Below are 17471 nucleotides of genomic sequence, written 5' to 3'. Positions count from 1 at the left end.
GTCCCGTGCTGTCCACCGCGCTCGAACACGTCGTCAAGGGGATCGTCGATCACCCGGATGCCGTGACCATCCGTGCCAGCTCGTCTCCGCGCGGAGAGGTGCTGGAGGTTCGCGTGCACCCCGATGACCGGGGTCGCGTGATCGGGCGCGGTGGACGCACCGCCAAGGCATTGCGCACGCTCATCTCCGCTCTCGCCGACGGCCGCCGCGTGCGCGTCGACGTCGCCGACGACTGATGGCGAGCGATGAGACCGCGGGTGCGCCACCCGCCAAGACCCAGCTCCGAGTGGGCCGCCTCGTCAAGGCCCACGGCCTGAAGGGCGCCTTCAAGCTCGAGCTCTATACCGACGATCCCGACGGCCGGTTCGTGCCCGGGAGCACGTTCACCCTTCAGGTCCCGGAATCCTCTCCGTGGCGCGGCCGCGAGTTGACGGTCCGCGAGTTCCGCTGGATGAACTCCCACCCCGTGATCTTCTTCGAGGGCATCGACGACCGCAACGCGGCCGAGGAGCTCGTCAAGGCGATCCTCTGGATCGACCAGGACACCGAGGCCGCCCCCGCGGAGGACGACGCCTGGTACGACCACCAGCTCGTGGGGCTCGACGTCGTGCGCGACGGCGTTGTCATCGGCCGCGTCGCGCGGGTGGATCACTTCCCCGCGCAGGACCTGCTGATCGTCACGCCGCGCGGCGACGAGCGCGAGGTCCTCGTCCCCTTCGTCAGCGCCATCGTCCCAGAGGTCGACATCGCCGGTGGCCGGGTCGTGGTCACCCCTCCGACGGGCCTGTTCGAAGAGCTTCCGGCCGAGCCCGACGACGAGCCGGCGCCCGCCGACGCGTCCGCGTCGGGTGACGACGAGGCGCCCGCCGCCCCTGCCGACCGCGAGGACTGACGTGCGCATCGACGTCGTGTCGATCTTCCCGACGATCTTCGACGCGCTCGAGGTGTCGCTGCTCGGCAAGGCCCGGCAGAGCGGTCTTCTCGACGTCCGCGTCCACGACCTGCGCGATTACACGCACGACCGGCATCGGACGGTCGACGACACCCCGTACGGCGGCGGCGCCGGCATGGTGATGAAGCCGGAGCCGTGGGGCGCAGCACTCGACGACATCGCCGGATCGGTCACCGAGCGGCCCGTCATCGTCTTCCCGTCCCCGGCGGGGGAGCGCTTCACACAGTCGATCGCCCGTGACCTCTCGGCCGCTGCGCACCTCGTGTTCGGCTGCGGCCGGTACGAGGGCATCGACGAGCGCGTGTTCGACTACGCCGCCGACCTCGGCGACGTCCGCCTCCTCTCGCTCGGCGACTACGTCCTCAACGGGGGAGAGGTCGCCGTCATGGCGATGGTGGAGGCCATCGGCCGTCTCGTCCCGGGCGTCGTCGGCAATCCCGAGAGCCTCGTCGAGGAGTCCCACGAGGACGGGCTGCTGGAGTACCCCTCGTTCACCAAACCCGCCGTCTGGCGCGAGCGCGAAGTCCCCCCGATCCTGCTCAGCGGCAATCACGGGGCGGTCGCCGCGTGGCGTCGCGAGCAGCAGCTCGAGCGCACGCGCCTGCGCCGTCCCGATCTGCTCGCCGACTGACGCGCCCCCTCGCCCCTCGTCGCGCGGGTGGTGGACACCGCCCCGTTCCGTCGCGGTCGGCCGTGCACGCCGCGGGGACCGGCTCGCCGGTCCGGGCGGGCGGCGCCGGCCCCGTCGAGCCCGCGAGACGACGGATGCCGCGACCCGGCGGGGCCGCGGCATCCGTCGATCCCCTGTCAGTCGACGCCGAGGAAGGAACGGTCCGTCAAGACGATCGGGCCGTCGGCGGTGATCGCGACGGTGTGCTCGGAGTGCGCGCCGCGCGAACCGTCGGCGCTGCGCAGGGTCCACCCGTCGGGGTCGGTGATGAGCTCGTCGGTGGTCTGCAGGAACCACGGCTCGAGGGCGACGACGAGGCCCTCGCGCAGCGGGTAGCCGCGACCGGCCTTTCCGTCGTTGGCGACGTGCGGGTCGCCGTGCATCGTGCGTCCCACGCCGTGTCCGCCGAAGTCGGTGTTGATGCGCAGGCCCTCGGCGCGGGCGACGGCGGCGACGGCCGCCGAGATGTCGCCGATCCGGTGCCCGACCGTGGCCGCGTCGATCGCCGCGGCGAGGGCGCGCCGGGTCGTGTCGATCAGCGCCAGATCCTCGTCGCGGGGCGTTCCGACCACGAACGACACCGCCGAGTCGGCGACCCATCCATCCACCGAGACGGCGAAGTCGAGCGATACCAGGTCGCCGTCACGCAGGGTGTAGTCGTGGGGGAGGCCGTGCAGGACCGCGTCGTTGATCGAGGTGCACAGCACCTTGCCGAACGGGCTCGCGCCGAAAGAGGGGTGGTAGTCGATGTAGCACGACTGCGCCCCGGCCTTGCGGATCATGTCGTGCGCGCGACGGTCGAGGTGCAGGAGGTTCGTGCCCACCTTCGTCTCGTCACGCAGCGTCGCGAGCACCTCCGCGACGAAGCGGCCCGCGGGGCGCATCGCGTCGATCTCGGCCGGCGTACGCAATTCGATCATGGGGGGTCCTCTCGGTCGGACTTCCATTCTCGCCCATGGATGCCGGACGTCCAGGTCATGGCCATCTCAAAGCAGGCGCACATCGACGCGATCTAGCATCGGTCCATGGTGCTGCGCCGACTGTTCCTCCGCTGGTTGTTCCCGGCCGCGTTCGTCCTCCCGCTCTGGCTGTTCGTCGGCTGGATCGTGTTCTCGGGCGGGAGCGGGTGGGCGCTGCTGTGGCTGCTCGTGGCGATGCCCACCGTGTTCGTGTCCCAGGTGCTGATCGCCTTCCTCGTCCGGGCGCGCGCGAGCGTGCGCACGGTGCGGGCGGCTTCGTGGCGGGACGTCGCCGGCGTGGGGCTCTGGCAGGCGGTGATCGTCGCCCTCGGTCTGTTCGACTCGCGCATCTTCTTCCCGCTGCTCGTGCTCTCGGTGGTCGGGGCCCTCGTGCTGTTCTGGTCGTCGCTCGCCCAGCTCTGGAACGAGGCGCGCGGTGCGGTCACGGTGCTGCATTCCTCCGACGGCACGCCGTACATCCCGCCGCAGCGCGAGCCGTCGCAGTCGCGTCAGCATCCCCCCGTCCGGGGTGACGGCGACGTCATCGTGGTGCCCGAGGTGCGCCGACCCGAGTGAGGGCGGTGGAGCCGGAGCGGGGGCGGCTCCCGCGGTTTGGTCCCGGGGGGAGTGCGTGGCAGAATGGACGCTTGTGCCCTGACCGGCTCTGCCTCAGGGGAGTCCGCCGCATCCCGCGGCCTCGGGTACGCCTCACCTTTTCCCCTTTTATCGTGCGATCGACCTGTGGCGGTCGCAGGAAGTGATGATCATGCAGATCCTCGACTCCGTCGACGCAGCGTCGCTGCGCTCCGACATCCCCGTCTTCGCCCCCGGCGACACCGTCAAGGTGCACGTCAACATCACCGAAGGCAACCGCTCGCGCATCCAGGTGTTCCAGGGCGTCGTCATCGGCCGCTCGGGCGACGGCGTGCGCGAGACCTTCTGCGTCCGCAAGGTCAGCTTCCAGGTCGGCGTCGAGCGCACCTTCCCGGTCCACAGCCCCGTGATCGACCACATCGAGGTCGTCACCCGAGGTGACGTGCGTCGCGCCAAGCTGTACTACCTGCGGAGCCTGCGTGGCAAGAAGGCCAAGATCAAGGAGAAGCGCGACCGCTGAGTCGACTCTCTTGAACGCCCCGTGGGTCTGACCCGCGGGGCGTTCGGCGTTTTCGCGGGCGCGACGGTCACGGCATCCGCTCCGGGTGTGCGACCCTGGTTCGTGCGGTTTCCCGATGCGCGGGAACCCGATGAAGGAACACATGAGCGACCAGACCGCCTCCACCTCGGATGCCGCGGCATCCACTCCCGCCGGGCGGCGTCGCCGCGGGTGGGGCGCCTTCTTCCGCGACCTGCTCGTGATCGTCGTGATCGCGCTGCTGGTGTCGTTCCTCGTCAAGACCTTCGTGGTCCGCTCGTTCTACATTCCGTCGGCGTCGATGGAGAACACGCTGATGGTGAAGGATCGGATCCTCGTCGACGAGCTGACGCCCCGGTTCGGTGCGTACGAGCGCGGGGATGTCGTCGTCTTCCGCGACCCGGGCGGTTGGCTCGACCAGACCCCGGAGCCCCCGCGTTCCCCGGTCGTCGAGGGCGTCGACTGGGTGCTGTCGCTCTTCGGTCTGTCGGCCCCCGACAGCGACGACCACCTCATCAAACGCGTGATCGGCGTCGAGGGCGACCACGTCGTCTGCTGCAATGCGCTGGGTCAGACGACGGTCAACGACGTGCCCATCGACGAGAGCTACGTGCGACTGGCACCCGGTGCCACCTCTCCGTCCCCGGTGCCCTACGACGTCACCGTGCCCGACGACTCGCTCTGGGTGCTCGGCGACAACCGCAACAGCTCGCGCGATTCGCGCTACAACCAGGATCAGCCGGGCCAGGGCTTCGTCCCGGTCGAGAACGTCGTGGGCCGGGCCTTCCTCATCACCTGGCCGTTCGATCGGTTCGGGCTCATCGACTTCCACCACGAGGTGTTCGCGGGGGTCCCCGCGCCGGCGGCGAAGTGATCGAACCCACCCTCACCCTCGAACGCCGCGCGCTGAAGCAGCACGCGATCATCATCGCGTGCGACGAGGTCGGGCGCGGAGCCCTCGCGGGACCGGTGGCCGTGGGGGCGGCGGTCATTGATCCTGCGCGCTCGCGAAAGCGGGTGCCCGCCGGTCTGCGGGACTCCAAGCTCGTGCCCGAGGCGCGACGGCCCGAGGTCGCCGCGCGCGCCGCCGCGTTCGTCCAGCACAGCGCGGTCGGGTGGGCCAGCTCGGTCGAGATCGACGAGATCGGCATCATCCGCGCCCTCGGCCTCGCCGCGGTCCGGGCGATCGCCGACCTGCGCGCCCACGGAGTGGTTCCCGAAGAGGCGCTGGTCATCCTCGACGGCAACCACGACTACATCACCCCGGCGGGGGAGTCCGGGCTGAGGGTCACCCCCATCGTCAAGGCCGATCGGGACTGCGCGAGCGCGGCCGCGGCATCCGTCATCGCCAAGGTCGCCCGGGACACGCTCATGACGGGGTTGCACGACGACCTTCCCGCCTACGGGTGGGCGCGCAACAAGGGCTATGCGAGCCTGGATCACCGTGACGCGATCTCGACGCACGGGATGAGCAGGCACCATCGTCACTCGTGGGCGATCGCGGCGGCACCGACGCTGTTCTGAGCGTCCCGCACATCGGCGCGCCCGGGCGCCGGGCCCGTGCGACCCGCGGGACCGTCCCCGCCTAGGATGGGAGGACCATGGATGACGACGTCTTCGAGGACTACGACCGCGAGCTCGAACTGGCCCTGTACCGCGAGTACCGCGATGTCGTGCGCCAGTTCACCTACGTGATCGAGACCGAGCGCCGGTTCTACCTCGCCAACGACGTCAATGTCGTGCGCCGCGACACCGAGCACGATTTCTACTTCGAGATCTCGATGACCGACGTGTGGGTCTGGGACATCTACCGCGCCGACCGCTTCGTCAAGTCGGTGCGCGTGCTGACGTTCAAGGACGTCAACGTCGAAGAGCTGTCGCGGCACGACTTCCAGTTGCCCGACGAGCTGTCGCTCGACAACTGACGTCTCCTCCCCATCGGGAGTGCGGGCGACGTCATCCACGGATGAAGCCCTGAGGCCCGCGCGTCCGTCGACGCGGATGCCACGCTCTCGGGCATGGCAGCGAAAGACGACCTCGGCAGAGCCGGGGAGGACCGCGCCGTCGACCATCTGATCGGCGACGGCTACCGCATCATCGCCCGCAATTGGCGATGCCCGCAGGGCGAGATCGACGTCGTCGCCGAGCGGGACGACACGCTCGTCGTGGTCGAGGTGAAGACCCGGCGCAGCGAGCTGTACGGGCACCCGTTCGAGGCGATCGACAAACGCAAGGCCCAGAGGCTCTGGCGGCTGGCGATGGCGTGGCTGGCCGCCCACCCCGACGAGGCGCGCGGCAAGCGCCTGCGCATCGACGCGGTCGGCCTGGTCGGCCCCGATGCGCGGACCGCGCGGCTCGAGCACCTCGAGGACGCCCTGTGAGCGTCGCGCGGACCTGGGCGGTCGCCCTCACGGGACTGCGCGGCGACCTGGTCGAGGTCGAGGCCGACGTCTCGTCGCAGACGCCCGAGTTCTCGATCATCGGCCTCGCCGACAAAGCGCTCGGCGAAGCCGGTCGCCGTGTGCGCAACGCCTGCGCGAACCGCGGTCTCGACCTGCCCAAGCGCCGCATCACGGTCAACCTCTCCCCGGCGAGCCTGCCCAAACGCGGCTCGGGTTTCGACGTGGCGATCGCCGTCGCGGCGCTCGCCACGACCTCGCCGATGGATGCCGCTCACGTCGCCGCCACCGTGCACATCGGCGAATTGGGTCTCGACGGGCGCCTGCGGCCCGTGCCGGGGGTACTGCCCGCCGTCGTCGCCGCGCACCGCGCGGGGATCGCGCACGTGGTCGTGCCGGCCGCGAACGCCGAGGAGGCGGCCCTGGTCGAGGGGGTGCAGGTCTTCGCCGCGACGTGTCTGGCCGAGGTGGTGCGCTGGCACGGCGGGGTCTGCGACGCCCCCGACCTGATCGCCGTCGCCGCGGCCTCGCTGCCCGCACCCGACGACACCGCCCTCGAGCTCGGAGACGTGGTCGGCCAGCCCGAGGCGGTGGACGCCCTCGTCATCGCCGCGGCGGGCGGTCACCACGTGCTGATGAGCGGGCCTCCGGGGGCGGGCAAGACCATGCTCGCCCGCCGCCTGCCCGGCATCCTGCCCGCGCTCGACGACGAGGCGGCCCTCTCGGTGGCTTCCGTGCGATCGCTGTCGGGTGAGACGGTGACGCGGCTCTCCCGCATCCCCCCGTTCGAGAGCCCGCATCACGGAGCGACGGCGGCGGCGCTCATCGGCGGCGGCTCGGGGGTGATCCGCCCCGGGGCGATCGCCCGGGCGAGCGAGGGGGTGCTGTTCCTGGATGAGGGGGGCGAGTTCCCCGCCTCCGTGCTGGACGCGCTGCGTCAACCGCTCGAGAGCGGGACCATCCACGTGCATCGCTCGGGTGCCGCGGCCACGTATCCGGCCCGATTCCAGCTCGTGGTGGCGACCAACCCGTGCCCGTGCGGCCAGCACGGCGTCCCCGGCGGGGTGTGCGAATGCGCCCCGCAGGCGATCCGCCGCTACACGCGTCGACTGTCGGGGCCCCTGCTGGATCGTATCGACATCGACCTGCGCCTGAACCGCGTGTCCTCCGCGCGCCGCGGAGCCGATTCGCGCACCGTCACCACCGCGCAGGCCCGAGACGTCGTCGGAGGCGCCCGCGAGCGCGCGATGCATCGGTGGCGCGAGACCCCCTGGCATCGCAACGCCGATGTACCGGGTACGTGGTTGCGCGGACCGGCGGCGCCCGGACCCGAGGTGCTCCACCCCCTGGACACGGCCCTGCGGCGCGGGGCTCTCACCCTGCGCGGCTACGACCGGCTGCTGCGGGTCGCGTGGACCGTCGCCGACATCGCCGGTCACGACCGGCTGCTCCGCGACGACGTGGGCCGCGCGCTGTTCCTGCGTCGGGGGGCCGTCGCGTGATCCCCGTCCTGCGCACAGAGGCGGCCGCGCGCGAGGCTCTGCGCGGGATCCGCGCCGCGAACGACCCCGACCCGCTCGGCGCGACGGCCCGCGCCGTGTGGAGTGTGCTCGCCGAGCCCGGTGACGGCGATGCGGGGGCCGTCATCGCGGCCCTCGGCCCTCTCGAGGCGCTCCGGGCCGTCACCGCCGAGGGTGCGCCGGAGCTCGACGCGGCCCGGGCACGGTGGATGCCGCGCCTGCGCCCCAACGCGGTCTCGGGCGCCCTCGACGCCGCGCGCCGCTGCGGGGCCCGTCTGCTCCTGCCCTCGGACGAGGAGTGGCCGCCGGGACTGGATGACCTCGGGACACACGCACCCGTGGCCCTGTGGGCCCGCGGACGTGCGGTCGAGCCGCCCCCTCCCGCCGTGGCCCTGGTCGGCGCGCGGGCGGCGACGGCCTACGGCGAGGGCGTGGCCGCGGATCTCGCCGCCGACCTCGTCGCCGACGGGGCGGTGGTCGTCTCGGGCGCCGCGTACGGCATCGACGGGGCGTCGCACCGGGCAGCCCTCGCGGCGGGCGGGCGAACGGTCGCCTTCCTGGCCGGCGGAGTGGATCGGGCCTACCCGCGCGGCCACGAGGCGATGCTCGCGCGCATCGTCGAGGCGGGAGCCGTCTACAGCGAGGTGCCGTGCGGGACGGCACCCACCAAGTGGCGCTTCCTCGCCAGGAACAGGATGATCGCGGCGATGGCCGACGTCGTCGTCGTCGTCGAGGCCGGGTGGCGGAGCGGCTCCTTGAACACGGCGGCACACGCGGCGAGCCTCGGCCGCGCCCTCGGAGCGGTGCCGGGGCCGATCACGAGTGCCGCCTCGGCCGGGTGTCATCGCGTCCTGCGCGAATTCGGGGGGACGTGCGTGACGTCGGCCGAGGACGTGCTCGAACTCCTCGGCTCGGAACGGGCGGGCGACCGCGTCGCCACGGTGGCAACGGGGGAGCGGGCGCGTGCGGGATCTCCGTCGGGACGCGCCGCGGTCGTCGTCACGACACCGCAGACGCCACGACCGGCGGGTGATGCGGCGTCTGCGGTCGCGCCCGCTCGGGGCGGCGGATCGGGCGCTCCCCATCGCGCGGCGCAGACCGATGACACCACCCGGGTGCTCGACGCGCTGTCCCCGCGGGTCTCGCGCACCGTCGACGAGGTGGCGCGTCGGAGCGGTCTCGCGGCGGACGACGCCGCGGTGCTCCTGGGCTTCGCCGCGCTCGAGGGGCGCGTCGAGCGCGACGGCGAGGGTGGGTGGCGCACCCCCGGACGTCGGTCCGCACGGGAGACGAGGTGAGCGGCGGCACGCGTGTCGACCCGCATCCGCGTCGGCATCCCGCAGGCTGGACGCATGCGCGCCGGACATGCCGTCGAGGGCTACCTCGCCCACCTCGGCGAGGTACGCCGCCTGTCGCCCGCTACCGTGCGCGCCTATCGCGCCGACCTCTACGATCTCGTCGACTTCCTCGACGGTCCGGACCTCGCCGCGATCGACCTCGAGGGCCTGCGCGAATGGCAGTGGCACGCGGCCAAAGCGGGCCAGGCCAAATCCACCTCGGCGCGGCGGGTGTCGAGCGTGCGCGGCTTCTTCGGCTGGGCGAAGGAGGAAGGGCTGCTCGACGAGGACGTGTCGCTGCGTCTGGTCTCGCCCAAGCGCGGCCGCACGCTGCCGACCGTGGCGACGGCCGAGGTGCTGGCATCCGTTCTGCGCGCCGTCGAGCAGGCCGCGGGCGAGGGGGATGCGATCGCGCTTCGCGACCACGCGCTCCTCGAGACGCTGTACGGGTCGGGGGCGCGCGTCGCGGAGCTGTGCGCCCTCGACCTCGACGACATCGACCACGAACGCCGCACGATGCGCCTTCGGGGAAAGGGAGACAAGGAACGCATCGTCCCCTTCGGCCTGCCCGCCGAGCGTGCGCTCCAGGCCTACCTGGTCAGGAGCCGTCCGGTGCTGTCGGCGCGGGCCGTCGCGGACACCGCCGCGAACACCGTCGCGTCGGGTGCGACAGCATCCCGTGCCCCGGTCCCACCGGCCACCCGAGCGGTGTTCCTCGGCGCGCGCGGAGGTCGGCTCGGTCCACGCGCCGTGCACGCGCTCGTCACGCGCACGGTCGGTGCGGCCGTCGGTGTCGAGGCGCTCGGGCCGCACGCCCTGCGGCATTCCGCCGCGACGCACCTCTTGGACGGCGGCGCCGACCTGCGCGCCGTCCAGGAGATCCTGGGGCACGCGAGCCTGGGGACCACCCAGATCTACACGCACGTCTCGACCGACCGCCTGCGTGACGCGTACCGCCTCGCCCACCCGCGCGCCTGATCCCCAGACCCGGTGCGGCTGATTCCGCCCGCTCGCGTGCTGGCGTCGACCTCGCCAGCGGCCTAGCGTTGAGGGGTGTCACGTCTGCGTCCGGTTCCTGCGCTCCTCGGGGTCGTCTTCCTCTCGAGCCTGGTCTCGGGATGCGCCCTCACGCCCCAGCCCGTCGAGACGCGCCTTCCGCCCGCGGTCGCGCCGACGTCGGCGGTGACCCCTGCGCCCACCACTCCCGCCCCTTCCCCCTCTTCGAGCCCGACCGTCACGGGTGACGCCGCGCCGTCCGCCCCGGTCGTCGGCGACGACGTCGTGTCGTGCGGCGAGGGAGGAACCCAGGCGCTCTCGGGGTCGGAGCGGGCATTCACCGTCGTGGGCACGTGCGCCGAGCTGACGATGTCCGGATCGGCTCTCACCGTGAATGCCACGGACGCGACGATCGAAACGCTCCGCCTGTCGGGAGACCGCCTGCGCGTGCGGGCGGCGTCCGTCGCGGTCCTCCGGATCCAGGGCAACGACGACAGCGTCACCTCGGCGGCGGCGATGGACAGCGTCGACGTGTCGGGTGACCGCGCGACCGTGCAGGCCGACGGGGCGATCGCCGCGGTGGTCGTGCGCGGTCAGGACAACGTCGTGCAGTCCGGTCTCGGCGTCGGATCGGCGACCGTCGAGGGCCGCGGCAACCAGATCCGCTGACGCGACGCCCGCATCGCGCCCCGCCACATCGCGCCCCGCCCCACGTCGCGCCCCGCCCGCATCGCACCCCGCCCCATATCGCGCCCCGCCCGGCATCGCGCCCCGCCCGGCATCGCGCCCACCCCGCGTCGCGCCCCACCCCACATCGCGCCCCGCCCCACGTCGCGCCCCGCCCGCATCGCGCACGGCCGGTCCGCGCGGCGGGCGCCCGGCCGTCGCCGGCCGCCCGCGCGTCAGCCGCCCCGGTCCGCGAGCGGCTCGCAGCACGGCAGGAGCACCGCTCTCGGCACACCTCCCAGCAGGCGGAGCGGGTTGATGTACTCCCCGTCGAGGCGCACGCCGAAGTGCAGCGAGCCGGCTCCGGCATGCCCCCCGTCGCTCACCCGTCCGACGATCTGGGTCCGCCCCACCACCTCGCCCACGGCGAGATCGGTGTCGACGGGTTCGAACGACGAGACGAGCCCGTCGCCGTGATCGATCGTCAGCACGCTGCGCTCCGCCACCCGACCCGCGAACGCCACTCGCCCGTCGGCGGGTGCGCGCACGTCGCCGTCACCGCCGAGGTCGAGACCGCGGTGTCCCGGGCCGTACGCGTGGGCGGGAGCCACGAAGGGGCGCAGCATCCGCACGGGCGCGGTGGGCCAGGTCCAGCCCCGGTCCGCGAGCGGGTCGACGGGTCCACCGGCCGGAGGAAGCGCGACGAGGAGCGCCGCGAGCAGGCTCGCCCCGAGACGCAGGAGAGGGGATGCCGATCTCATCCGGGCAGTCTGCCGGGGGACCGCGGGGAAGCGACCTCTCCCGGCGCCGTCCGTGGACGGGCACACGGGCGGGAGGAGGCGTCCTGTATGCTGGGTGATGCATCTCGCCAGTCGAGATGACTCCGCGTGCCCACAGCGCACCGCGTCTTCTCCCCAGAGGTCGCACCGCGCGGCATCCACACCCCATGGTCCTCCGCTCCGGCGGGTGGCGGGTGTGCGCCGGGCACCAGGCTCGTCGGACGCTCCGTTCGACGCGATCAACCACAACCACGGCGCCCCGGGCGCCCAGAAACAGGAGTACGACCATGGCCGTCGTCACCATCCGCCAGCTGCTCGACAGCGGCGTTCACTTCGGACACCAGACCCGCCGGTGGAACCCGAAGGTCAAGCGCTTCATCCTCACCGAGCGCAGCGGCATCCACATCATCGACCTGCAGCAGTCGCTCGGGTACATCGACAAGGCGTACGAGTTCGTCAAGGAGACCGTCGCGCACGGCGGCACCATCCTCTTCGTCGGTACCAAGAAGCAGGCGCAGGAAGTCCTCGCCGAGCAGGCGACCCGGGTGGGCCAGCCCTACGTCAACCAGCGCTGGCTCGGTGGTCTGCTGACCAACTTCCAGACGGTCTCGAAGCGTCTGGCCCGCATGAAGGAGCTCGAGGAGCTCGACTACGAGAACCCGGCAGAGAGCGGCTTCACCAAGAAGGAGCTGCTGCTGAAGAAGCGCGAGCTCGACAAGCTGCACAAGTCGCTCGGCGGTATCCGCAACCTCCAGAAGACCCCCTCGGCGATCTGGGTCGTCGACGCCAAGCGCGAGCACCTCGCGGTCGACGAGGCCAAGAAGCTCGGCATCCCCGTGATCGGCATCCTCGACACCAACGCCGACCCCGACGAGTTCCAGTATCCGATCCCCGGCAACGACGACGCGATCCGCTCGGTGAGCCTGCTCACGCGCATCATCGCCGACGCCGCCGCCGAGGGCCTGATCCAGCGCCACCAGCCCGCCGGTGAAGAAGAGGCCGCCGAGCCCCTCGCCGAGTGGGAGCGCGAGCTGCTCGAGACCCCCGCCGAGACCGCCGAGGCTCCCGCCGCCGAGTCGACCGACGCTCCCGCCGCCGAGTCGACCGAGGCCACGGCCGAGTCGACCGACGCTCCGGCCGCCGAGCCGACCGAGGCTGAGGCCACCGACAGCAAGTAAGCCGCGCGACCGTGGTGTCACCTCCGGGTGGCGTCCCGGTCACCCGCACAGGCTACGATCCGGCGGGGTCGTGAACTCCCCTCTGCGCGAGGGGTGACACGGCCCCGCCGGGCTCACATCTACAACGCAAACGACAAGGAGACCGCCACACCATGGCAAACTTCACGATCGCCGACATCAAGGCGCTGCGCGAGCAGCTCGGCACCGGCATGGTCGACACCAAGAAGGCGCTCGAAGAGGCCGACGGCGACGTCGACAAGGCCGTCGAGATCCTGCGCCTCAAGGGCGCCAAGGGCAACGCCAAGCGCGCCGACCGTTCGACCAGCGAGGGCCTCGTCGTCGCTCGCGAGAACGCCGGCTCGGTCACGCTCCTCGAGCTCGCGTGCGAGACCGACTTCGTCGCCAAGAACGAGCGGTTCATCGCGCTGGCCGACAAGGTCGTGGATGCCGCCTCCGCCGCTTCCGCCGACTCCGTCGAGGCCGCCCTCGCCGCCGACGCCGACGGCAAGACCGTCGAGCAGCTCATCTCGGACGAGGCCGCGATCATCGGTGAGAAGGTCGAGCTCCGTCGCGTGCGCACCATCTCGGGCGACAAGTTCGAGGTGTACCTGCACAAGACCAGCAAGGACCTCCCCCCGCAGGTCGGCGTGGTTCTCGCCTACACCGGTGACGACGCCGAGACCGCGCGCTCGATCGCGCAGCACATCTCGTTCGCCAACCCCTCCTACCTGACCCGCGACGCCGTCCCCGAGGCCGACGTCGAGAAGGAGCGCGAGATCGTCACCGAGATCTCGCGCAACGAGGGCAAGCCCGAGGCCGCCCTGCCCAAGATCGTCGAGGGCCGCGTCAACGCGTTCTTCAAGCAGGTCGCCCTGCTCGACCAGGACTACGCCAAGGACAACAAGCTCTCCGTCGCCAAGGTCGCGTCCGACGCCGGTCTCACGCTGACCGACTTCGCCCGCTTCAAGGTCGGCGCGTAACCCTTCGACGGGCTCGGCGAGCACCCCTCGACGGGCCGCGAGTCCGTCCTCAGGCCCGGGATGCCACGGCATCCCGGGCCTTTTCCCTGCCCGCACCGCGGTCGCAACCGATTGTCGCCGCGCGCATATCGGCCACCGCTGGCGGGACGCTAGTTTGTTCAAGACGAGAGGACACCACACGTGATCGATGAAGCCACCAAGCGCCGCCGCGTACTGCTGAAGCTGTCGGGGGAGGCGTTCGGAGGGGGCCAATTGGGCGTGAACCCCGACGTCGTGAGCCAGATCGCCCGAGAGATCGCCGAGGCGGTGGACCGCGTCGAGATCGCGATCGTCGTGGGCGGTGGCAACTTCTTCCGCGGCGCCGAGTTGAGCCAGCGCGGCATGGACCGCGGGCGGGCCGACTACATGGGCATGCTCGGTACGGTGATGAACGCCCTCGCGCTGCAGGACTTCCTCGAGCAGGCCGGTGCCGCGACCCGCGTGCAGTCCGCCATCTCGATGACCCAGGTCGCCGAGCCCTACATCCCGCGCCGCGCCGTGCGCCACCTCGAGAAGGGGCGCGTCGTGATCTTCGGGGCCGGCGCGGGTCTGCCGTACTTCTCCACCGACACCGTCGCCGCCCAGCGCGCCCTCGAGATCGGAGCGACCGAGGTGCTCGTCGCCAAGAACGGGGTCGACGGGGTCTACACGGCCGACCCGCGCACCGACGCGGACGCGACCAAGCTCGACCACATCACCTACATCGACGCGCTGCAGCAGGGGCTGAAGGTGGTCGACTCCACCGCGTTCAGCCTGTGCATGGACAACGGCATCGACATGCGCGTGTTCGGCATGGAGCCCGCGGGCAACGTCACCCGCGCGCTGCTCGGCGAGACGATGGGCACCCTGGTCACCGCGTGACGCGCCGTGCGGGCCCGGGGTGCCGGGTCCGCACGCGACTAGACTGAGTCGTCAGTCCCAACGAATGGAGTCACCGTGATCGCCGATGTCCTCGCCGATGCCGGAGCGCGCATGGATCGCGCCGTGGAGGCCGCCAAGGAGGACTTCGCGACCGTCCGCACCGGACGCGCGAACCCCCAGATGTTCCAGAAGGTCCTGGTCGACTACTACGGCTCGCCGACCCCTCTCGCGCAGCTCGCCTCGCTCAACAACCCCGAGGCTCGCACGCTCGTCATCAACCCGTACGACAAGTCGGCGCTGAAGGCGATCGAGCAGGCCATCCGCGACATGCCCAACCTCGGGGTCAACCCGACGAACGACGGCACCATCGTGCGGGTCACCATGCCCGAACTCACCCAGGACCGCCGCAAAGAGTACGTCAAGATCGTGCGCGGCAAGGGCGAGGACGCCAAGGTGCAGGTGCGCAACCTGCGCCGCAAGGCCAAGGATGACCTCGACGCCCTCAAGAGCGATGTCGGCGAGGACGAGCTCGTCCGCGCCGAGAAGGAGCTCGACGCCGTCACGCGCACGCACGTCGACCTGATCGACGAGGCCCTCAAGCGCAAAGAGGCCGAGCTTCTCGAGGTCTGACCGTCATGCCCGACGCCCCTGAAATCGGCGACAGCGCGCCGGTCGATCCGCCGACCTCCCGTCGGGACGACGCGGCGCGCCGTTCGCCGATCACGGGCGAAGGCGTCACCGCCATCGAGTCCCAGTTGCGCGCGATGCGCACGGACGCCGAGCAGCACATCGCCCACGCCCGCGCCGAATTCGACCAGGCCAACGAACGCATCAAGCAGCGCACCGGGCGTGACCTGATCGTCGCCACCCTCATCGGGGTGGGCATCGGCGTGATCGTCGTCGCCTCGCTGGTCTTCGTCAAGTGGGCGTTCGTGCTGTTCGCCGCGGCGGCGATGGTGCTCGGGGTGGTGGAGTTCTCGCGCGCCCTGCAGAACGCGGGACGCCGCGTCGACGTGGTGCCGCAGCTCGCAATGGGCTTCGTGCTGCTGCTCAGCGGGTTCTTCTTCGGCGCGTGGGTGCACTGGATCGCCACCCTCGTCGCCGTCGTGGTGGTCATCGTGTGGCGCCTGGTCGCCCAGCTGTTCGCCGCGGACGATCGTGCGCCGATCGACGTGATCGGCGACGTCCTGGTGGCGGGGTTCGTGCAGATGTACGTGCCATTCCTGACCAGTGTGGCGATGATCCTGCTCGCGCAGTCCCGCGGCGAGTGGTGGGTGCTCGCGTTCCTCATCCTCGCGGTGGCGGCCGACACCGGCGCCTACGTGTCGGGTCTCACCTTCGGGCGGGGCGGGCGGCATCCCATGGCCCCCCGCATCAGCCCGAAGAAGACGTGGGAGGGCTTCGCCGGGGCATGCGTCGCGGCGCTCGTCGCCGGTGCTCTGCTCGCCGCCTTCATGCTGCAGGTGCCCTGGTGGGCCGGGTTGATCTTCGGTGCGGTGATCGTGGCGACGGCCACGGTCGGCGACCTCGGTGAATCGATGGTCAAGCGCGACCTCGGCATCAAGGACATGAGCTCGTGGCTGCCCGGTCACGGCGGCGTCCTCGACCGACTCGATTCGATCCTGCCGTCGGCGACCGCGGCGCTCGTGATGTACTACCTGCTGTCGCCGTTGGGAGTGTCATGACCTCTTCGCCGTTCCCGGACTCCGGCCGCGCCAAGGGCTACGAGAAGCGCGCGGTCGACACCTTCCTCGCGCGCGCCCGCGAGGCCTTCGAAGCCGACGAGGTCGGGACGATGCGCTCGACCGAGGTGCGGACGGTCGCTTTTCCCCTGGTGCGCGGGGGGTATGCGGTGACGGCGGTGGATGCCGCCCTCGGCCGCATCGAGGACACCTTCGCCGCGCGCGAGCGCGAGCACGCCCTGTCGAGGTTGGGCGCCCGGGCATGGGTGGCCGAGACGCGCGACACCGCGCAGGTCGTCCTGGACCGGTTGCGTCGTCCGCGGGGGGCGCGCTTCGAGCGCGTGGGCCTCTGGCGCTACGGCTACCGGGTCGACGAGGTCGATGTCGTCGCCGACCGTGTGGCGCGCTACCTCGCCGCCGGTGATCCGGTGACGCCCGAGCAGGTGCGTGCGGTGGCGTTCCGCCTGCAGCGCGGCGGCTACCGAGAGACGCAGGTCGATGCCGTGCTCGACTCCGTCGTCGAAGTGATGCTCGCCGTCGGATGACCCGCCCGGTTGGAAACCGCTCGCGCGGCGTCGGTAGACTCGAGGGCACTGTGACCGGTCCGGACTCTTCGCGCGCCTCTCGCATCGCCCGCCGGGGTGGTGCGGAGCTCGACGTGATCCCGCCGAGGCTCCCGGCCCGCACGGCACCGCGCTGGTCGCGGCGCCGGGGTGTCGTGGGCGTCTTCGCCGCCTGCGCGGCCGTGCTGTTCGCGGGGGCCTACGTCGGTCCCATGGGCGCTGCGCTGCAGCCCGCGCAGGCCGAGGAACCGCGTACGGTGACCCTCTACGCCGAGGGTCTCGACGACGTGCAGGCCGTGTCGACCGCGGGCGAGAAGCAGGCGCCGCAGCTCGACCGCTCCAGCTACAACGTCTACGTCACGCCCAAGCCCACCCCCACCCCGACGCCCACCCCCCGTTCATCGCGCACGACCGACGACGACGACTCCGGGTCGTCCGCGTCGAGCAGCGGCCCGCTGTACTACACGGGCGGGGGAGCACCGGCCGAGTGGATGGCCGCCGCCGGCATCTCCGAGGCGGACATGGGTTACGTCGACTACATCGTCAGTCGCGAGAGCGGCTGGAACCCGAACGCGACGAACCGCTCCTCCGGCGCCTGCGGACTCGTGCAGGCTCTGCCGTGCAGCAAGGTCCCGGGCAACGGCTACGACCCCGTCGACAACCTGCGGTGGGCGACCGGCTACGCCGTCGGTCGCTACGGCAGCTGGTCGGGCGCGTACGCGTTCTGGACCAGCAACCACTGGTGGTGAGCGGCATCC

At 71.6% G+C, this 17471-nt stretch carries 22 protein-coding genes; 20 read left to right on the top strand and 2 right to left on the bottom strand.

Annotation, left to right across the window (positions count from 1 at the left end):
* The first annotated feature begins 5 nt into the window (after nucleotides 1–5).
* The 3 genes from ACIPVB_RS13465 to trmD are packed head-to-tail and all read left to right on the top strand — an operon-like array spanning nucleotide 6 to nucleotide 1583.
* Nucleotides 6–236 (top strand): RNA-binding protein, encoded by a 231-nt coding sequence (locus ACIPVB_RS13465; RefSeq protein ID WP_400369548.1) that lies wholly within the window; start codon nucleotides 6–8, stop codon nucleotides 234–236.
* The gene (rimM, locus tag ACIPVB_RS13460) at nucleotides 236–892 is read left to right on the top strand and encodes a ribosome maturation factor RimM (RefSeq protein ID WP_400369546.1); all 657 of its coding nucleotides are present in this window, start codon (nucleotides 236–238) and stop codon (nucleotides 890–892) included. The genes ACIPVB_RS13465 and rimM overlap by 1 nt, the downstream gene beginning before the upstream one ends.
* 1 nt (nucleotide 893) lies before the next feature.
* The gene (gene trmD / locus ACIPVB_RS13455) at nucleotides 894–1583 is read left to right on the top strand and encodes a tRNA (guanosine(37)-N1)-methyltransferase TrmD (RefSeq protein WP_400369545.1); all 690 of its coding nucleotides are present in this window, start codon (nucleotides 894–896) and stop codon (nucleotides 1581–1583) included.
* A gap of 176 nt (nucleotides 1584–1759) precedes the next feature.
* Here the strand turns inward: trmD and map are convergent, their stop codons facing one another.
* Complete coding sequence (gene map / locus ACIPVB_RS13450; RefSeq protein ID WP_400369544.1) at nucleotides 1760–2542, bottom strand: type I methionyl aminopeptidase; 783 nt, start codon at nucleotides 2540–2542, stop codon at nucleotides 1760–1762.
* 105 nt (nucleotides 2543–2647) lie between these two features.
* On the opposite strand from map, the gene ACIPVB_RS13445 reads away from it, so the two are divergent.
* The 10 genes from ACIPVB_RS13445 (at nucleotide 2648) to ACIPVB_RS13400 (ending at nucleotide 10634) form a co-directional block, all read left to right on the top strand.
* Entirely contained in the window at nucleotides 2648–3157 is a 510-nt protein-coding gene (locus tag ACIPVB_RS13445; protein ID WP_400369543.1) for an MFS transporter permease, read from the top strand.
* Between the two features lie 190 nt (nucleotides 3158–3347).
* A complete protein-coding gene (rplS, locus tag ACIPVB_RS13440) occupies nucleotides 3348–3695 on the top strand; it encodes a 50S ribosomal protein L19 (RefSeq protein ID WP_094736597.1) in 348 nt (115 codons plus the stop codon).
* A gap of 142 nt (nucleotides 3696–3837) precedes the next feature.
* Entirely contained in the window at nucleotides 3838–4587 is a 750-nt protein-coding gene (gene lepB / locus ACIPVB_RS13435; protein ID WP_400369542.1) for a signal peptidase I, read from the top strand.
* Nucleotides 4584–5237 carry a ribonuclease HII gene (locus tag ACIPVB_RS13430; RefSeq protein ID WP_400369541.1) on the top strand — a complete coding sequence of 218 codons (654 nt, stop codon included), beginning with the start codon at nucleotides 4584–4586 and terminating at the stop codon, nucleotides 5235–5237. Before lepB ends, ACIPVB_RS13430 begins: the two co-directional genes overlap by 4 nt.
* Before the next feature lie 77 nt (nucleotides 5238–5314).
* Nucleotides 5315–5638: a DUF2469 family protein gene (locus ACIPVB_RS13425; RefSeq protein ID WP_055836674.1), complete on the top strand. Its 324-nt coding sequence runs from the start codon at nucleotides 5315–5317 to the stop codon at nucleotides 5636–5638.
* 93 nt (nucleotides 5639–5731) lie between these two features.
* Entirely contained in the window at nucleotides 5732–6094 is a 363-nt protein-coding gene (locus ACIPVB_RS13420; RefSeq protein WP_400369539.1) for a YraN family protein, read from the top strand.
* Entirely contained in the window at nucleotides 6091–7614 is a 1524-nt protein-coding gene (locus tag ACIPVB_RS13415; RefSeq protein WP_400369538.1) for a YifB family Mg chelatase-like AAA ATPase, read from the top strand. The genes ACIPVB_RS13420 and ACIPVB_RS13415 overlap by 4 nt, the downstream gene beginning before the upstream one ends.
* Complete coding sequence (gene dprA / locus ACIPVB_RS13410) at nucleotides 7614–8930, top strand: DNA-processing protein DprA (protein WP_400369864.1); 1317 nt, start codon at nucleotides 7614–7616, stop codon at nucleotides 8928–8930. The genes ACIPVB_RS13415 and dprA overlap by 1 nt, the downstream gene beginning before the upstream one ends.
* Nucleotides 8931–8984: 54 nt before the next feature.
* Nucleotides 8985–9947 (top strand): tyrosine recombinase XerC, encoded by a 963-nt coding sequence (locus ACIPVB_RS13405; RefSeq protein ID WP_400369537.1) that lies wholly within the window; start codon nucleotides 8985–8987, stop codon nucleotides 9945–9947.
* Nucleotides 9948–10022: 75 nt separating this feature from the next.
* Nucleotides 10023–10634, top strand: coding sequence for a hypothetical protein (locus ACIPVB_RS13400; protein ID WP_400369536.1), 612 nt, complete (start codon nucleotides 10023–10025; stop codon nucleotides 10632–10634).
* A 233-nt stretch (nucleotides 10635–10867) separates the two neighbouring features.
* On the opposite strand, the gene ACIPVB_RS13395 is transcribed toward ACIPVB_RS13400, so the two are convergent.
* Nucleotides 10868–11392 carry a murein hydrolase activator EnvC family protein gene (locus tag ACIPVB_RS13395; protein ID WP_400369534.1) on the bottom strand — a complete coding sequence of 175 codons (525 nt, stop codon included), beginning with the start codon at nucleotides 11390–11392 and terminating at the stop codon, nucleotides 10868–10870.
* 305 nt (nucleotides 11393–11697) lie between these two features.
* Here ACIPVB_RS13395 and rpsB point away from each other — a divergent pair, with 305 nt between their 5' ends.
* The 7 genes from rpsB to ACIPVB_RS13360 all read left to right on the top strand — a co-directional run bounded on the left by rpsB (nucleotide 11698) and on the right by ACIPVB_RS13360 (nucleotide 17462).
* A complete protein-coding gene (rpsB, locus tag ACIPVB_RS13390; protein WP_400369533.1) occupies nucleotides 11698–12588 on the top strand; it encodes a 30S ribosomal protein S2 in 891 nt (296 codons plus the stop codon).
* Nucleotides 12589–12740: 152 nt separating this feature from the next.
* Nucleotides 12741–13568 carry a translation elongation factor Ts gene (gene tsf, locus ACIPVB_RS13385; RefSeq protein ID WP_400369531.1) on the top strand — a complete coding sequence of 276 codons (828 nt, stop codon included), beginning with the start codon at nucleotides 12741–12743 and terminating at the stop codon, nucleotides 13566–13568.
* A gap of 180 nt (nucleotides 13569–13748) precedes the next feature.
* The gene (gene pyrH, locus ACIPVB_RS13380) at nucleotides 13749–14468 is read left to right on the top strand and encodes a UMP kinase (protein WP_400369530.1); all 720 of its coding nucleotides are present in this window, start codon (nucleotides 13749–13751) and stop codon (nucleotides 14466–14468) included.
* Nucleotides 14469–14543: 75 nt separating this feature from the next.
* The gene (gene frr / locus ACIPVB_RS13375; RefSeq protein WP_076675969.1) at nucleotides 14544–15098 is read left to right on the top strand and encodes a ribosome recycling factor; all 555 of its coding nucleotides are present in this window, start codon (nucleotides 14544–14546) and stop codon (nucleotides 15096–15098) included.
* Nucleotides 15099–15103: 5 nt separating this feature from the next.
* The gene (locus ACIPVB_RS13370; RefSeq protein ID WP_400369529.1) at nucleotides 15104–16153 is read left to right on the top strand and encodes a phosphatidate cytidylyltransferase; all 1050 of its coding nucleotides are present in this window, start codon (nucleotides 15104–15106) and stop codon (nucleotides 16151–16153) included.
* Entirely contained in the window at nucleotides 16150–16695 is a 546-nt protein-coding gene (locus ACIPVB_RS13365; protein WP_400369528.1) for a DivIVA domain-containing protein, read from the top strand. The genes ACIPVB_RS13370 and ACIPVB_RS13365 overlap by 4 nt, the downstream gene beginning before the upstream one ends.
* A 50-nt stretch (nucleotides 16696–16745) precedes the next feature.
* Entirely contained in the window at nucleotides 16746–17462 is a 717-nt protein-coding gene (locus ACIPVB_RS13360) for a transglycosylase SLT domain-containing protein (RefSeq protein ID WP_400369527.1), read from the top strand.
* Nucleotides 17463–17471: the final 9 nt, after the last annotated feature.

Source organism: Microbacterium sp. NPDC090007, assembly GCF_044748345.1.
Taxonomy (GTDB): domain Bacteria; phylum Actinomycetota; class Actinomycetes; order Actinomycetales; family Microbacteriaceae; genus Microbacterium.
Note: the sequence above shows the minus strand (reverse complement) of the source record. Positions and strands in the feature narration are given on the sequence as shown.

What these genes read in the sequence shown, in the direction of transcription:
- rimM (WP_400369546.1), top strand. Translation starts at nt 236, where the DNA reads ATGGCGAGCGATGAGACCGCGGGTGCGCCACCCGCCAAGACCCAGCTC.
- map (WP_400369544.1), bottom strand. Translation starts at nt 2,542, where the DNA reads ATGATCGAATTGCGTACGCCGGCCGAGATCGACGCGATGCGCCCCGCG.
- ACIPVB_RS13445 (WP_400369543.1), top strand. Translation starts at nt 2,648, where the DNA reads ATGGTGCTGCGCCGACTGTTCCTCCGCTGGTTGTTCCCGGCCGCGTTC.
- rplS (WP_094736597.1), top strand. Translation starts at nt 3,348, where the DNA reads ATGCAGATCCTCGACTCCGTCGACGCAGCGTCGCTGCGCTCCGACATC.
- lepB (WP_400369542.1), top strand. Translation starts at nt 3,838, where the DNA reads ATGAGCGACCAGACCGCCTCCACCTCGGATGCCGCGGCATCCACTCCC.
- ACIPVB_RS13425 (WP_055836674.1), top strand. Translation starts at nt 5,315, where the DNA reads ATGGATGACGACGTCTTCGAGGACTACGACCGCGAGCTCGAACTGGCC.
- ACIPVB_RS13420 (WP_400369539.1), top strand. Translation starts at nt 5,732, where the DNA reads ATGGCAGCGAAAGACGACCTCGGCAGAGCCGGGGAGGACCGCGCCGTC.
- ACIPVB_RS13405 (WP_400369537.1), top strand. Translation starts at nt 8,985, where the DNA reads ATGCGCGCCGGACATGCCGTCGAGGGCTACCTCGCCCACCTCGGCGAG.
- ACIPVB_RS13395 (WP_400369534.1), bottom strand. Translation starts at nt 11,392, where the DNA reads ATGAGATCGGCATCCCCTCTCCTGCGTCTCGGGGCGAGCCTGCTCGCG.
- rpsB (WP_400369533.1), top strand. Translation starts at nt 11,698, where the DNA reads ATGGCCGTCGTCACCATCCGCCAGCTGCTCGACAGCGGCGTTCACTTC.
- tsf (WP_400369531.1), top strand. Translation starts at nt 12,741, where the DNA reads ATGGCAAACTTCACGATCGCCGACATCAAGGCGCTGCGCGAGCAGCTC.
- ACIPVB_RS13370 (WP_400369529.1), top strand. Translation starts at nt 15,104, where the DNA reads ATGCCCGACGCCCCTGAAATCGGCGACAGCGCGCCGGTCGATCCGCCG.
- ACIPVB_RS13365 (WP_400369528.1), top strand. Translation starts at nt 16,150, where the DNA reads ATGACCTCTTCGCCGTTCCCGGACTCCGGCCGCGCCAAGGGCTACGAG.